Here is a 14,817-nt window from a genome sequence, read left to right as displayed (position 1 = left end):
ACAAATTTTGTCTACCAATACACCACAAATGATAACGGAGCGTGTCGGTTATTTTCCCGGTCACGTCAATATTGGCTTGATCATCGGGAGCACGGGGGCGGTCTTGATTGATTCTGGACTCGATACTCAAACAGCCAAGAAAATTAAGAAAGGACTGGACGCCATCGCCCAGCCCTTGTGTGCTATCATACAAACGCACGCGCATGCCGACCACTTCGGGGGCAACGCCTATCTACTCGGATGCTGGCCCGAAGCACAGGTCTACGCGTCACCGCTAGAAGAGGCTATCATTCGTTATCCAATTCTCGAACCAATCTACCTGAATATGGGGGCAGAACCACTTGCGGACCTTCGTAACAAATTCCTTCTTGCCCAAGCTTCGCGGGTGGACCACCTCCTTCCCCTGGAGGATTCAGTAGAGATTGATGGCATAACCTTCTATATCCTTTCTCTGCCGGGACATAGCTGGCAACAAGTCGGTGTCGTGTGCGAAAATATTTGCTTTGCCGCCGACAGTTATTTAGGCGAAGAGGTATTGGAGAAGCATAAACTCCCCTTTCTCGTAGATGCTTATGAAACCTTGCTCAGCCTAAACAAGCTCTTGGACACGAGTTACGCGGGATATTTGCCTGGTCACGGACCATATATCACCTCCCCGGTCAGCGCCGTGCAAAAAAATGTCGAATGGCATCAGCGAATCTATGCGGTAATCGAAGAAATTTTGGAAGAAGAGCATACGTTGGAGAATGCATTGGCGCTCTTATGTGAGCGGTTACACATTTCGATGGAGAACGCTTCCAGTTTCGTCCTGTTTCGGACGGCGTTCATGGGGTATCTCATCGGACTTCAAAAAGAAGAGAGAGTTGAATACCGGTTTGCCCAAAATCGATGGCTGTGGAGAAGAGTCAAAACAGAAGTTCAGGATGGTGCAGTAGGGGACGAGAGGTAGTCTGCAATTTCGGCGAGCTTATGCTCCGCTGCTTCACGCACGGCTTTGGGAATGAAGAAAAGCTCTTCGGAAGCTGTGCTCATGTAGAATTTGGCTTCCAGATACGGATGCCCCAGCTTGACGGTGAGCTCGCCTTTTCCTGTTGTCGTACTGGTGAAGTTCGTCGGGATGCGTAGAAAATAAGTACTGCTGCTTGCGGAGTCGTACATGACGACATCATACGTGGGCATGGAATCCCCACCTGATCGGCGAAAGCCCTGCTGTCGCAGCATTTTATCGACATAGGAGAGTGGCTGCACGACGCCGGTCAGGGTTTTGTTTTTTAACCGCATGGACATCCTCCTCGGCTCACCCTATAAGAAATCGGGTTTGGTACCATCCTATGTGCGGCAATCAGAATTCAGACGTAGAGAAAAAAGAAATGAAGGAGTGGTAGTACCATGTACCAACAAGCAGATTTACATACCCATACAAAAGCGTCAGACGGAACCTGCGAACCGGCAGAAAACGTGCGATTGGCAAAAGAGGCAGGCTTAAAGGCTCTCGCTATCACGGATCATGATACAGTGGCAGGAGTTCCTGAGGCGCTCGCAGCTGGCAGGGAGCTTGGGATCGAAGTCATTCCCGGCGTAGAGGTCAGCTCGGTAGGGCGAGGACAGGATATTCACGTACTTGGGTATTTTATCCCGTATGAGGACAGCACTTTTCAGGAGCGCCTGGTCGGCTTGCGTGAGACGCGTCATGAGCGTAATCAGCTGTTGATTGCAAAGCTGCAGGAGCTGGGAATTCCCATTACGCTCGAAAACGTATACCGCCGCAAGCAGGGCACGGACAAAAATATTGGGCGTCCACATATTGCCGAAGAACTGATTGAGCTAGGAATTGTGAACACGATCGAAGAGGCTTTTGAGAAGTATTTGGGAAAAGGGGCGGCAGCGTATGTGAATCCCCCGCGCATTACTCCACAAGAAGCGATCCGATTGATACAGGAGGCAGGGGGAGCCGCTGTCTTGGCACATCCGGGTCTTTATGACGATGACGAGCTGGTGCAGGAGCTGATTGCTTTTGGGCTGGACGGCATTGAGGTCAATCACCCAGACAATACAGAGGAGCAAAGACTCGTATACAGCAGCTGGGCAAAGGAGAATGGCCTCGTCATGACCGGAGGCTCGGATTTCCACGGCTGGCGCGGTGAAGAGCCGTTTCATGCTATGCTTGGTTCCCATACAGCCCAGATTGAGGCAGTGGAGCGGCTCAGGGAGATTGCAGCAAAAAGAAAATAATGGCTCACGAAGAAACCCCCGTCTGAAACGTTGTTTGCACGTTTGGAGACGGGGGTTGTCGTTTTTGCAGCGGTTAGCTGCTCGGCCATCCATCATCTAAAGTATGGCGAGAACGAAGGAGAAGCCAAGCCATAAACATAGTGGACTGAACAGCCATGTATCGTTATGGGCAAATCGAGTATGTCTGACTTTTTTGAAGAAGCCGATATAGCGGAAATCGCCCACGGCGCGGAGGAAAAATACGACTGCGCAAATCAAGCTCCCCCATCTCAGAAGGGCAGGGGGAAACGATAAGGAAAGGTATCCGCTTTGTGTCAGTAGTAAAAAAGCGGTCAGTGTCAGCAAAAGAGCAACGATTAATGTCGGTCCCTTACCTGGGGTAAAGAGGCGGCGGGATTCATCGGAAGTACGTGGAATGACTTCACCCAAGCTCCAGCGTCCTCCCACTGCCCAGTAAATATGAAGCAGAGAAACGAAGAGCAAGATGGCTGCTGACGATACAACAAAAAAGGTGGTCATATGATTCTCTCCTCTACTCATTTTTGATAAAAAGTGCGTGTGGGTAACTGTTTGGCGGCAAGATACGGTAGCGTATGTTTTGGGTATGAAAGCCCTCGGCTATCTCATTTTGTACAGGTAGGGATTAATAAAATTCCGTTACGATGTAAGGGTAAACGCGGCTCCGCCAAAAGGTAAGGCGTAGCCGGGATTATGGATGAGAAAGCGATTGTTACTTCCATGCCAGAAAATGAGCAAGTGCTGCCTGTACATCCATTTCAGCGTTGATTTCGGTACGCAGGAGCCAGCCTACGTATATGAAATAGGCGAGCTCAGCTCGTGCTACAGCCTCGGTTCTCGAGACCCCATTCTTTTGGTACAGAGATGCTACATAATCAATTCTGCGTTTTTCGATTTCGATGAGGCGTTGACGGAGGGCTGCATTTTGCTTCGCCCACGCATACATGGCCGCTTCGAGTTTTTGTTCCCTTGAAAAAAGCTCGCCGAGAAGCTGCCCCAATGTCTGGTTTGCTGAGTCCGGGGTATGAATAATTCTTTCTGTTGTATGTTCTTCCCAGTAGCTGATCATGGAATCGAGCAAATCCTGACGATCCTGGAAGTGGTGATAAAAGCTTCCCTTGCTAATGTTCATTTCACGGGCGAGTGCTTCCACACGGACTGATTCGATGCCTGCTTCAGTGAGCTTGGTGAGTGCAGCCCTGACCCAGTCCTCGCGCATATATTGCATGGTTCACCTCATAGATACGCTAGCGTATGTTTTGTTTGTTTCCAGCATAATCCAACGGGGGAGGGAAGTCAAACAAAAAACAACCTTGCCGTCAGGTCTCGTAACGACAAGGCTGTTTCGTAAAAGAGAAGATCTATTTTTTGCGCAAATTTTTTACCATAGCGATGTGCTCGATACCAGCGTCATCGAAAATGTCTCCATACGCTTCATAGCCCAATTTTTCATAAAAACGCTGCGCATGAGTCTGTGCATTCAGCTTTAGTGTTTCGTAGCCTTGGTTCTGCGCTGTTTCTTCCATCACCATCATAATTTGACGACCCAGTCCCGTACCGCGCTCCGATTGGAGGACGGCAACGCGCTCGATTTTCCCTACACCAGGTGCATATGTACGCAGACGGCTCGCAGCTACTGGCTGTTCTTCCTTATAAACGACAAAATGAATCGTTTCGCTATTCGCCTCGTCGTGTTCATCGATTTCTATTTCTGCGGGAACTTCCTGTTCCACAATGAATACTGCTTTGCGGACGGACAGGGCATCGGCCATTTCTTTTTCGCTGCTGACGGATTGAATTTGGTATGTTGTTTGGTTCATCATGTCACACGTCCTTTGCTTTGGAAAAAAGATTCCTCCCTGCCAGTGAATGCACAGGGAGGGTTGTTATCTACTTTACGTTACTTTTTTAAGAGGAAAGTCTGGTAAACGCTCCAAATGCCATCTTCCAATTGGTAGATCAGGTGGAAACGGTCAATTTCACTTGTTAAATCGAGCTTCGCCATGCTCAACTGACCTGTTACATCCCGTAGCTCATCGTCGGACAGATCTCGTCCGATGGTCAGATGCGGAACGAAAGCATAGGTCTCTTTTTCGTGTACACATTGGTTCACGATTTTTTGGTGCAGCTCATTGAATGGCTCCTTGTTCTGGACAGCCATGTAGATGACGTTGTTCGTCGGATGGAAAGAAGAAAAACGGTGGAAATTTGCTGTAAAGCTATCAGTTGAGGAGGCAACCTGCTCCAGATGGCTAACCAGCTCTGGCAGCTTGGATTCGTCCAGTTCGAAGCCTTCTTTCAAGCGCATATATGGCGGTACCAAAGCATATGCCGGGTCGTAACGCTTTCGGTAAGAATTGGCGACTTCTTGCACCTTGCTGGATGGGAAAACTACGATACTGTACATCATAAGAACCACTCCTCCTTCACTATCTCTCATGCTCTTACATCCTATTATTTTAACAGAAAATTCTTCATTTGTGTAATGTTACGCGTGGGTCCGTATATTCCTGAGGCCGCAGGAAAGACTGTGTAGTGCAAGGAGGTGCCGTACAACATGTATATGGCCATGATGATTACATTCATTTTTCTCGTCCTGCTCTTGCTGTCTGTACTGACCTTCACCATCCTGTCGGCTATACGGAAAGGTGATTTCGAAGACGCACTCGTCCCGGCAGTGAAGGAAGAAGGTCCGCAGGAAGAACAGCCACGGTAAGTTTACCCGTAAAGCGTGCACAGCATGCGCGGCAGATTGGCTTGCCAAAAGCCCCACGTATGGTCACCCTCAAAGGTCTCATAGACCAGGGTGGCCATTTTCTTTTGCAAAATATCGCGCAACTCGGCGTTAGCAGAGACGAGATCGAGAGTCCCACGACCAGACTCAACAGCAGTCTCTTCTGTACCAATTTCCAGATAAAGGTTCAGGGGCACGATAAAGTCAGTTTCTTCAACACGCTTGTTTAATGCTGCGTCCATCGCAGCAGATTGGCATGCCACTTGGCCAAAGGTATGCGGGTAAGATAAAGCCGTAAAAAGGGAAACCACACCTCCGAGCGATTCGCCCAGGAGCGTCCGGCCGTTGCCGAGTGGGTGCGTAGAATAATGTGTATCGATGTAGCTGACAACCTCTTCTGCCAAAAAGCGACGATAGGCCAGATGCTCCTGCCCATCGGGATGGTAGCGGCTTTGCCGTTTCGTTTTATCCACAGGAAGGAAGACGGCCAGCAGATCAGGGAGCCTTTTTTCTTCGATTAGCTTGTCCAATAGTGTTGCCATTCTGCCCATAGACAAGTAATCTTCTCCATCCTGTACATAGATGACCGGATAAGAGTAGAGCGGCGAATAACGGGCAGGGGTGTAGACAATCAGCTTTTCCGGCGAACCGAGATGCCGACTGTCCATAAAGATTTCCTCAAGAGCCACAGCGTTGTCCTCCTTATGGGATGTTCTGGTGCTAATTATACAGGAGTGGGGAAGGCTTGCCCAAGTGTTTCGTGTGCTCGATTTGAATGAAAGGTTGTCGCAATTTTGACACCGTATGATACTATGATAAAAACGACTTCACTCGATTTGCGGAAGGGGTTGTCTCTTATATGAAGAAGCAGGTTCACAGCATCGAAGTCAGAAACGCTGCACTCGCACGCCTGTCAGAACGCGGCGTGACAGTAGAAGATATCGCGGAGATTGTGTACCTCATGCAGTCACCATACCATCCTGGCTTGACGATGGAGCCATGCATTGAAAGCGTCAAAGCTGTACTCGAAAAACGCGAAATGCAGCATGCCATTTTAGTTGGCATTGAACTCGATACATTGGCTGAAAAAGGACTTTTGTCTGAGCCGCTCCAATCCATCATCGCATCAGACGAAGGCTTGTTTGGTTGCGACGAGACATTGGCACTTGGTTCTGTATTTGGATATGGAAGCATCGCGGTAACGACCTTTGGTCATTTGGATAAGCACAAGGTTGGCGTGATTAAACGATTGGATACGAAAACGGCTGAGGGCCGTGTGCATACGTTTTTAGATGATTTGGTCGCCAGTGTGGCTGCCAATGCGTCCAGCCGGATGGCTCACCGGATGAGAGATGAGCAGGAGGCAGAAATGGCGAGAGCAGAGGCGCTGCGTGAGCACGAGGCTGAGCTGCGTGTGGAGGAGAAAGGGAAAGGGACTGAGCAGGCTGGGTAGGTTTTTGGTGGGCTTTCCTTTGGGGGAATTGTTACCTAACTACCTTTGAGCAGGCTAGCATGAAAAGCCATTTTCTTTGCGGGTACTGTTTTTGTATGCGAGGCGGTTTGTGGTTGTGAGCTGCTTTGGGTATGAGGGAGGGAGCCTGTGGAGGGGGTGGCTTTTTTTGCTGGGAGTGGCGAGATTAAACCTTACTGTTTTGTTTTGGGAAGTGGATGACGAAATCGCTCATGCAAGGTGTTTTACTTGGGTTTTTTAGTGTTCTTTTGGTATGAGTGAAAAAAATTACAAAAAATCATTATTTCCTCTTGAAATTGAATTAGTGATGCTGTATAGTAATAAATGTGATCGACGTCCGAGACGATTCGGGCCCTTAGCTCAGTTGGTCAGAGCGGTCGGCTCATAACCGATTGGTCGTAGGTTCGAGTCCTACAGGGCCCACCATTAAATGATTACATAAGTAAGTCCCAATGATCCGGTAGCTCAGTTGGGAGAGCACCATCTTGACAGGGTGGGGGTCGCTGGTTCGAACCCAGTCCGGATCACCATATATTGAAAAATCAGGGTTTGTAGGGCTACAGGGCTTAGGAAAAAGATTGTGGTCGAGTACAAACCGATTTTCTTAGAGAAAGCACACTATCTTTTAGTTGATTAAAACTAAAGGGGTGTGCTTTTATGTTGTTGAAATTTGCAATCAAGGATTTTCGGGATGACAGGGAGTATAAGAACTTGTCCTCTCGGACAATTGAGAATTACTTAGGCAATCTGCAAGAGTTCCATGATTATTGCGTCACTAAATCACTGCTTAATGTTTCAGATGTTACACTGAACATCATCAAGGAATATTTGCTTTATTGTCAAAGAGAGAAGAAAAACAACATCACAACTTCAAATAGTAAACTGCATGTACTTAAAATATTTTTTAATTATCTCCAAGAAATTGAGTTGATTACAGAAAAAGAAAATCCGACAAAACGTTTGAAGTATGGGAAGGAGGATATTAAGATTGAAGTCTTTCAAGATTCCCATATTAAAAAGATGTTGGGGTACTATCAGAGAATAAAGCAACGTGAAAAATCCTTTTATGCTTATCGAGATTATACGATTATTGTTTTCTTGCTTGGAACAGGAGTCAGACTTGGAGAACTTGTTAATCTTAGATGGTCTGAAATTAACATGGTAAGCGGAACCATTACTGTTTGGGGGAAGAAACGTCAGCAAAGTAGTATACCGATAACAGATAAGTTAATGAAGGAGCTTTGTGAGTATAAAGTCTTCTGCCAACAAGTATTTGGCAGTGTCAGTGATTTTGTCTTCACTTCCACTGAAAACGAAAAGCTTACCGAGAATGCACTGAAGTGCATTTTTAAGAGGTTAAAGACAATTATGAATTTCACTGATGTACGTCTTTCAGCCCACACGTTCAGACACAGTTTCGCACATCGGATGCTGATGAATGGTTGTGATGTTTTCACCTTGCAGAAAATGCTTAGGCATACCAACATTGCAATGACACAGCGATATCTTGCAATTTGGGGAACTGCATTAAAAGAGCAAAATGATCGTTACAATCCGCTGAATAACATAAATTTATAGTTATTGTAATGGATAAGGAGCAAGAGTAAGAAAGCAAGAGACATGCAAGGTTAAGGACAGAGGGAAGAAAAAAATTGTCTCACCTCAAGCACTGACCATTTCCTTCCCCAAGACTTATTTTTAACTGGCAATGGAAGAATTCGGTCTAAGAGGGGGAAAGGGTTTATTCTTCTAAGGGGTTAGAATTTTGAAAGGGACCATCCAGATACCTTAGAAAAAGTAAAAAATCCCAATAAAGTCGAGTTGGACTCAGAGATACTTTTCTGAAGTCCTTCGGCTTTTCTTATAGTTATAAGGTGTTGGGGGAGAGTATTCGATAAGAAAAATGATAAATCCATAAATCGAATTCAAGGGAAGAGAGTTGAAGAGTTTAAAAATTTTAATAAAGTGGTATATATTGTATTGGTATAATATTCCTAACATCTGAACAAAGGAAGTGAGGAAAGCATCTTGAGAAAACAAGCTATAGCTCTGACAGCTATGCTATCTATGACCTTGACCCTATCAACACCATTTGCTGTTCCAACCTGGGCGAATACTGCTCCAGTGAAGCAACAACCTGGCCAATCGATAGCACCTAAGCCTCCAGTAACGGTTCCAAGCACAACAACCCCGTCTTCTCCTGCTTTTTATGTAAATGGAAAAGACGTTACCAAACAGGGTGAGGCTACCTATCGCGCTGGAGTCTTGTATCTCCCTCTCGAATCTGTGGTAACAGGCATGGGTGATTCCTTTACATGGATTACAAAGCCGAGAGTCGCAAATGTGAAAACAAAAAGCGGTAAAGAGGTAATAGTTACGATTGCAAAAGCAGATGTTGTCGTAAGTGGCAAAAATGTGCCTGTTTCAACGTTACAACTTCAAGGGACGAGCGTGCGGATGCAGGCAAAGCCAGTTGTTATTAATGACATGCTTTATGTTCCTTACGACTTCTTCAAGAACGTTTTGGGATACCCAGTTGAGATCAACAAAAACGGTAGCAAAGAAAATATCACGGTTGGACAAGGTGCTCCGATCCCTACTCCTGTACCCTTACCGACAAAGCCGATTACAATCGATCCACGCTATCCTTTGCCAACTGGCACAATAATTCCTCAAATCACTTCCACTTGGACTTCTGATAAGCAGAAGAATATGCAAATTCTTGCAGATGAGTTGGAGTTTACAAATCTTGGAGCTGGAGCTGTTTACAGTCCTTATGGTAGAGGTGCTACAGCAATTGGTCTTTCGGCGAATGATCTTGAGAAATATGACACTTCTATTCAAATCGATGTGTGGATGGGATCAGAATATACTCCTCTCGACCATAAGATTCCTTATATTGCTAAGTCTCTTTTCCACTTCTATTTCTCACAAGACGGAGACAAACTTTGGAAAATTGCAGACGATGCTTTCAATGGAAAAAATGTGAGCCAGTATTTGAATAAGATGTTGACCTACAACAATCGTCAAGTCAAACTGATGAATGTTAAGGGGAGTCTTGTAATAATCGTAGGTAAACCAGGAATAAAATACGACAAAGACTGGAACGTAAGCAAATAGTTTCTTATTTTTCTCAAAGGACTTAAACCTTATATAGATCTCTATGATCACTTGTTTTTCACAATGACTGGGTGAATAATGGAGTATTATCTAATCCCAGCTTTACGTTTCTAAAACAAAAGCATAATTTAAAAGAGAGGGTAATACGATGAGCAGTAGATTGAATCAAGCCGACCTATGGCTTATTGAGGAGATTACCATCGAGTTACAAAAAGAATTTAATATCTCTATCGAGAAAGCCAAGGATTGCATTCGAAATTCTAATCTAATGCCAATGTTGTATTCGAATCCGGTATTTGTTCATCATGAAGACCCTACCTCTTGGGTTCGAATCATTGCACATCAAAATAAGTTGAAGAAGTTTATTGTCTAATGAGTTTTGGAATCTGTAAGACCAGGCATTTCGCTCTGGTCTTTTTGTTACTCTGAACAGTTTAAGCCTCCGTACTATTGATTGTTCTCTTACTCCCTTTCCCTTCAAGCATCTTCAAACACCAAATCGGTAGTAAACAATTAGTTTCTACATAAAATCTATTGGAGATGACAAATCAAATAGAGGAGGTGCTTTCTATTGTATGGGCATCAGTTTTATCGGATCTCACTTTCAAAAAGAATTGAGTATCTAAACAAAGAATTGCAATCAGGGAAATATGAATCATTAGAGGTATTAGCGGCGGCATTATTCATTGATATCGAAGATTTGAAGGAAGAATTTAGGAAGGAGGGATACTTCTTCGTTCAGGACTTGAATCAGTTTGTGCACATTCAAATGGGGAAGACGGGGTAAAAGGATGATATTTTATATATCCTCTTTGAGGAGTGGCCGATGGCGATGTGTAGGTTGACAATTATGGTAATGAGCCATGGGTATACAATAAGTCAAAATAGTGGCTCTTCTCTCCTGGGGAGCCGCTATTTTATGTTAAATGTCTATAGTGGAAATCAATTATTCTAATATACGCAAACTTAGTTAATATAAAAAAACATATTTGTATATTCTCTAAAGTTATTGTAGCATATAGTCAGATTCAGGAGGGATTATGTGGATGGGAGTAAAACAGTCTAAGAATAAAGATTCGGTAAAGGTAACACATGATTTTTTACTCGATTGTGCAAAAAATAAAAATCTTACTAAGAAGAGCTACAGGATCTTGCTATACTTGCTCACGGTCGCATCATCAAAGAGATTGGAACAGATTAGCCAAAAAGAAATTTCTGAAGAATTGGACATGGACAAATCATCGGTTTCGCTTGCCATTCGCAGTCTTGTCGAAGAAGGGTATATAAGTCACATTCCTTTTTTACAGAGTTGCCTTTTTATTGATCCAGATGATAATGATGAATTTTAGTGAGGAAGGGTTGTATAAACATGAGTAAAAATCGAAATGTGAAAGAAGTAAAAAATGATTATAAAAAACAGGACGAAAACGCTAAGAAGTTAATTAAAATCTTGGCGAAGATGCAAATGTTGGAGGAAGATTTCGGATATTTTCACGATTATTTTCATCAAGAAATTGAAAGTGCATTAAAAGAGCAACACCTACTTCAAAAAAGAAGGAAATATCAATTGATTTGTTTCACTCTATGGGGATATCAGGTCAATCTGATTCAATCCATGAGCATAGCGGTTGATTTTTTAAACAAATCAACGCTAAAGGAATATATGACGAAAAAATTCAAATTGGATAAAGCTATTGATGAATTGGTAAGGATTCGAAATCAATCGGCACATCCCAATCTTGATTTTGCAGGATTAGACATTTTGTTCAAAAGGAAAACTGCATCATACATGATTCAGATTATAACTAATCATTTGACCGAAAAATTAAAAGAGAAGTATGGTCTCAAAAATTATCAACTCAGTGAACTAACACAGTATCATTATGAAAAACAAATGAAAAAAGATGTTGATCGTGAAAAAGATTACTTTGTAAGTGCGATTGGAAATAAATTCAAGAGAAGCGGTTATGAAACAACAGAATCGTTTAAAACCAGAAGAGAATTCGAAAGTGGTAATTAACTTATCTGGAGAAATGAAAAATAATTAAAATGATTTGATTAGAAAGGTAAATGGTCAATATCCATGAACAAAGAAGGCTTCATAATCTGGTTGAGAAGTAGTCGCGAAATCAAAGAATATTCGATAAATAAATATGCGAATGCAATTGTAACTATCTCATTTGAGCTCAAGGGCTATGGACTAAGGGAATTGAATCTGTTCGAAATCTCAGATTCATCGTTAATTGATAGGATTCTCCTGCATCCTGAGTTTAAAGCTAAGGATAAAAAAGGAAATCGGATGTACAGTACAGCGTTGAAACATTTAAAAAAATACATCGAGCAATTTAGGAATGCAGAATCTAAGCCTCATATTGTGCCGTTAGTTGAGGAAGTAGAAACTGAAGTGGAAGTTACTAATAGGATTGATTCGGAGTATGAAGAAGGGAAAGAACAACTTCGATTACATAAGATTAGAGAACGTGACCCTCGACTTATTAAGGAAGCTAAGAGGAGATTCAAGAAAAAGTATGGAGAATTATTCTGTGAAGCCTGTGGAATTAATTTCGAGAAGATATACGGAGAGCGAGGGAAAGATTTTATCGAGGGTCATCATAAGAAACCAGTTTCGGAGATGAATGAAGGTGAGACTACAAAAGTTGAAGATATCGGAATGATGTGCTCCAATTGTCATCGAATGATACATCGTATTCCAATGATTAGTATAGAGGAATTAAAAAGGAGTCTCAAAGTTAATTTCTTTGAGGTATAGGGCAACAACCTGGGGGATTGTCTATGGTAATATTTTTTCATCATCGAGAACAAGACTATGAAGATTGGTGTAACGAACACAAAGAGGGATATGTATTTAATCATGCAGGAGGAATGACAGGTAATGTGCTTCACGTTGTTGGTTGTAAGCATTTAACAGCTTCACGTTACATTGGCACTTACACAACACGCTATCCAAAGTATTGCTCAGATAACATAAAGGAGCTATCTGACAAAGCCGATGAAGTCAGCAAACCGTATGGTTGGAGACAATGTAAGGACTGTTTTAAATAATAAGTATGAGATTAGCAAAAAAACTCAGTTGAATAAATACAGTGGGATTGTGATTGTGAACATTTCGTCAACTGGTGTCGTTACTGAGTTACCTCGCTAAGATTAGCTCAATAAATCCATTTCTTCGCCCGCTATCTGTAGAGGGACATGATATAATGTTCCTTTTCAAGTAATCGATACATAAACTGTTATTGAGAAAAATAGAGATGTGTCAGATCATTTGCTGATAAATCTCTATTTTTTATTTATCCAGAAAACGTGTCTTTTCATAAATGGTAATGTCCTCAAAGTTCCCCAATTTTCAAAAATGACAAATTGCTTCACGTTTCGACTCTTGGTCTTATCCCTCTATAACTGTATCAACATGTACGCTTTTACCACAAGGATTCCTCTTAAAAAGTACAAAATTAGCCATACAGTGGCGCAAGATAACAGAGAGACTTACCAACATAATGAAGGATTTGGAAATTTTTTGTCGAATGATTATGACGAATATAACAATGAAATTAGCAAAGAGGGATCATATGCTTATTAAGTGGGCACATCTTTCTGATATACATTACATGTACAAAAATTATGAGACTACGGTAATGAGGGACAAGCTAATTGAGTATCTTGAATCAAACAAAAATGATGTTGACTACCTCTTCATAACTGGTGATATAACACATAAAGGTAGCGAGTACAGCTCTGAAGTGATCAGTTTCTTAGATGATGTAATAGCCGCTATAGAAATTGAAAAAAGTGAAATCTTTTTGGTTCCAGGAAACCATGATATAAAACGTAACCCTATGGCAGACAGATTGGTTGCCAATATTTTAAGTTCAAACGATGCAAAACAGGAGATAAATAGTTTGGATGACGATACATATCAATTCCTCGTATCTGGACAACAACCGTTTTTTGATTTCTATAGGAGTTTTTTGGGGGATGAATATCCTAAAGATGCTTTACATTTTGTAAAAAAGCGTGAGGGATTTAATGTCATCCATATTAATACTTGTTTAGCTGCTGGAACAACAGGATCAGAGGGTAACATCCTTGTAGGGCTGAATAAGCTATACGAGACTTTTAAGCAAATTCCTGACGATGATACCATCAATATTGCAATTGGCCACCATACAATTGGATGCATTCATGAATCAGAGAAAGAAAGTTTACTGCATAGATTCTCTGATGCGAAAATAGATATTTATCTAAATGGCCATGTCCATAGAGCAAAATATCATCACGATACAAATAACTATAATGAAACTTATTTCTTTACATCAGGGTCGTTTATGGTAGACGAATATTCTGATCCACTTTTTATGACAGGATTCATTGACACAGAAGAAGCTTCTGGCGAAGTTGTTTATCATAAGTGGAATAGCAGAGGTGAGTTTTGGCATATTGACAACACAGTGGGGAGGAAAGCAAAAACTGGTAACTATCCCTTTGAAATCAACCGATTAAAAAAAAAGACAAATATAGCTGAGTGCCAACATTTGAAATCTGAGGTTGATGAAGTTGACGTTGATGAAGATGATTTTAAGGATTTCTTAATTGATTTTCATACTACCCTAAGTTCTGGATACCAAGTGAATGAAGCATTAGTTCCAAAAGATATTACCGAGAAATTTGTTAATATGCTGTGTTCTCCAACGTTCAGATATCAATTTGATAAATGTTCAATATACTTCCCGATAATCAATAAAATGTTGGGTACAACATCATTTTTCGGCATTGATAAAAGGTTCATTATTCCAAATGTCATTTTTACTGAATACTTACACGTTCTATATAGTCAAAGTAATGGAGATTTAATACTGCTCCATATGATAAATAATTTGTATAGCAAGTATGGGAGTAAAGTTAGTTATTCTGAGGACAGGCTTAAATCTTATATTCGCATACTAATTTTTTGGAGTATTTATGAGTGTGATATTTTCAATGAAGATAAGCGACAAAAGGATGTAATATAAATGGATTTTTTTTTAATGAATAAGTACCAATCTGTTGAGGAAAATGTTCTTGTTACATCTAAGATCTTGTATGAATTATTAGATAAACAAAAGCATATAGACCAACTTTTTCTGGAGTTTGCTCAAAGCCGAAACATCACTTTGAATTTGAATATTGAAAGGGTACTTTATTTATCTCTGACTTTTTTATATTCCTTTGATTTAATTTGTTTGAA

Annotated in this window: 18 protein-coding genes and 2 tRNA genes; 14 read left to right on the top strand and 6 right to left on the bottom strand. The window is 41.9% G+C overall.

Annotation, left to right across the window (positions count from 1 at the left end; genetic code table 11):
* The first annotated feature begins 28 nt into the window (after positions 1–28).
* On the top strand, positions 29–949 hold the full coding sequence (locus SB752_RS22770) for an MBL fold metallo-hydrolase (protein WP_410717915.1): 921 nt from the start codon (positions 29–31) through the stop codon (positions 947–949).
* Here the strand turns inward: SB752_RS22770 and SB752_RS22765 are convergent.
* On the bottom strand, positions 919–1,281 hold the full coding sequence (locus SB752_RS22765) for a hypothetical protein (RefSeq protein ID WP_103108806.1): 363 nt from the start codon (positions 1,279–1,281) through the stop codon (positions 919–921). The two genes, SB752_RS22770 and SB752_RS22765, sit on opposite strands and share 31 nt — an antisense overlap.
* Before the next feature lie 108 nt (positions 1,282–1,389).
* Between SB752_RS22765 and SB752_RS22760 the strand changes: the two genes are divergently transcribed.
* Positions 1,390–2,232: a PHP domain-containing protein gene (locus SB752_RS22760; RefSeq protein WP_410717826.1), complete on the top strand. Its 843-nt coding sequence runs from the start codon at positions 1,390–1,392 to the stop codon at positions 2,230–2,232.
* Positions 2,233–2,328: 96 nt separating this feature from the next.
* On the opposite strand, the gene SB752_RS22755 is transcribed toward SB752_RS22760, so the two are convergent.
* The 4 genes from SB752_RS22755 to SB752_RS22740 form a co-directional block, all read right to left on the bottom strand.
* Positions 2,329–2,751, bottom strand: a complete 423-nt coding sequence (locus SB752_RS22755; protein WP_410717825.1) for a DUF3995 domain-containing protein — start codon at positions 2,749–2,751, stop codon at positions 2,329–2,331.
* Between the two features lie 211 nt (positions 2,752–2,962).
* Positions 2,963–3,478, bottom strand: coding sequence for a TetR/AcrR family transcriptional regulator (locus SB752_RS22750; protein WP_410717824.1), 516 nt, complete (start codon positions 3,476–3,478; stop codon positions 2,963–2,965).
* A gap of 133 nt (positions 3,479–3,611) precedes the next feature.
* The gene (locus tag SB752_RS22745; protein ID WP_410717914.1) at positions 3,612–4,070 is read right to left on the bottom strand and encodes a GNAT family N-acetyltransferase; all 459 of its coding nucleotides are present in this window, start codon (positions 4,068–4,070) and stop codon (positions 3,612–3,614) included.
* Positions 4,071–4,150: 80 nt separating this feature from the next.
* Positions 4,151–4,660, bottom strand: coding sequence for a YjcG family protein (locus SB752_RS22740; protein WP_410717913.1), 510 nt, complete (start codon positions 4,658–4,660; stop codon positions 4,151–4,153).
* A gap of 147 nt (positions 4,661–4,807) precedes the next feature.
* Between SB752_RS22740 and SB752_RS22735 the strand changes: the two genes are divergently transcribed.
* The gene (locus SB752_RS22735; protein WP_162839524.1) at positions 4,808–4,966 is read left to right on the top strand and encodes a hypothetical protein; all 159 of its coding nucleotides are present in this window, start codon (positions 4,808–4,810) and stop codon (positions 4,964–4,966) included.
* A 2-nt stretch (positions 4,967–4,968) separates the two neighbouring features.
* Here SB752_RS22735 and SB752_RS22730 read toward each other — a convergent pair whose 3' ends face one another.
* Entirely contained in the window at positions 4,969–5,673 is a 705-nt protein-coding gene (locus SB752_RS22730) for an alpha/beta hydrolase (RefSeq protein ID WP_410717823.1), read from the bottom strand.
* Between the two features lie 170 nt (positions 5,674–5,843).
* Between SB752_RS22730 and SB752_RS22725 the strand changes: the two genes are divergently transcribed.
* The 11 genes from SB752_RS22725 to SB752_RS22675 all read left to right on the top strand — a co-directional run bounded on the left by SB752_RS22725 (position 5,844) and on the right by SB752_RS22675 (position 14,602).
* Positions 5,844–6,437: a phosphatidylglycerophosphatase A family protein gene (locus SB752_RS22725; RefSeq protein WP_410717822.1), complete on the top strand. Its 594-nt coding sequence runs from the start codon at positions 5,844–5,846 to the stop codon at positions 6,435–6,437.
* A gap of 367 nt (positions 6,438–6,804) precedes the next feature.
* Positions 6,805–6,881: transfer RNA gene (locus SB752_RS22720), tRNA-Ile, on the top strand.
* A 28-nt stretch (positions 6,882–6,909) separates the two neighbouring features.
* Positions 6,910–6,985 (top strand) — tRNA-Val (locus SB752_RS22715).
* A gap of 127 nt (positions 6,986–7,112) precedes the next feature.
* Positions 7,113–8,033, top strand: coding sequence for a tyrosine-type recombinase/integrase (locus SB752_RS22710; RefSeq protein WP_410717821.1), 921 nt, complete (start codon positions 7,113–7,115; stop codon positions 8,031–8,033).
* Positions 8,034–8,483: 450 nt separating this feature from the next.
* Positions 8,484–9,575, top strand: a complete 1,092-nt coding sequence (locus SB752_RS22705) for a stalk domain-containing protein (protein WP_410717820.1) — start codon at positions 8,484–8,486, stop codon at positions 9,573–9,575.
* Between the two features lie 571 nt (positions 9,576–10,146).
* A complete protein-coding gene (locus tag SB752_RS22700) occupies positions 10,147–10,362 on the top strand; it encodes a hypothetical protein (protein ID WP_410717819.1) in 216 nt (71 codons plus the stop codon).
* Positions 10,363–10,621: 259 nt separating this feature from the next.
* Complete coding sequence (locus SB752_RS22695; RefSeq protein ID WP_410717818.1) at positions 10,622–10,924, top strand: MarR family transcriptional regulator; 303 nt, start codon at positions 10,622–10,624, stop codon at positions 10,922–10,924.
* 20 nt (positions 10,925–10,944) lie between these two features.
* The gene (locus SB752_RS22690) at positions 10,945–11,595 is read left to right on the top strand and encodes a hypothetical protein (protein WP_410717817.1); all 651 of its coding nucleotides are present in this window, start codon (positions 10,945–10,947) and stop codon (positions 11,593–11,595) included.
* Between the two features lie 63 nt (positions 11,596–11,658).
* Complete coding sequence (locus SB752_RS22685; RefSeq protein ID WP_410717816.1) at positions 11,659–12,345, top strand: HNH endonuclease; 687 nt, start codon at positions 11,659–11,661, stop codon at positions 12,343–12,345.
* A gap of 23 nt (positions 12,346–12,368) precedes the next feature.
* Positions 12,369–12,638 carry a hypothetical protein gene (locus SB752_RS22680; RefSeq protein ID WP_410717815.1) on the top strand — a complete coding sequence of 90 codons (270 nt, stop codon included), beginning with the start codon at positions 12,369–12,371 and terminating at the stop codon, positions 12,636–12,638.
* Between the two features lie 524 nt (positions 12,639–13,162).
* Positions 13,163–14,602, top strand: coding sequence for a metallophosphoesterase family protein (locus SB752_RS22675; protein WP_410717814.1), 1,440 nt, complete (start codon positions 13,163–13,165; stop codon positions 14,600–14,602).
* Positions 14,603–14,817: the final 215 nt, after the last annotated feature.

This window comes from Brevibacillus sp. SIMBA_040 (assembly GCF_046535075.1).
Classification (GTDB): Bacteria; Bacillota; Bacilli; order Brevibacillales; family Brevibacillaceae; genus Brevibacillus.
The sequence above is the reverse complement of the archived record's forward strand: the minus strand, read 5'-3'. Positions and strand labels throughout refer to the sequence as shown.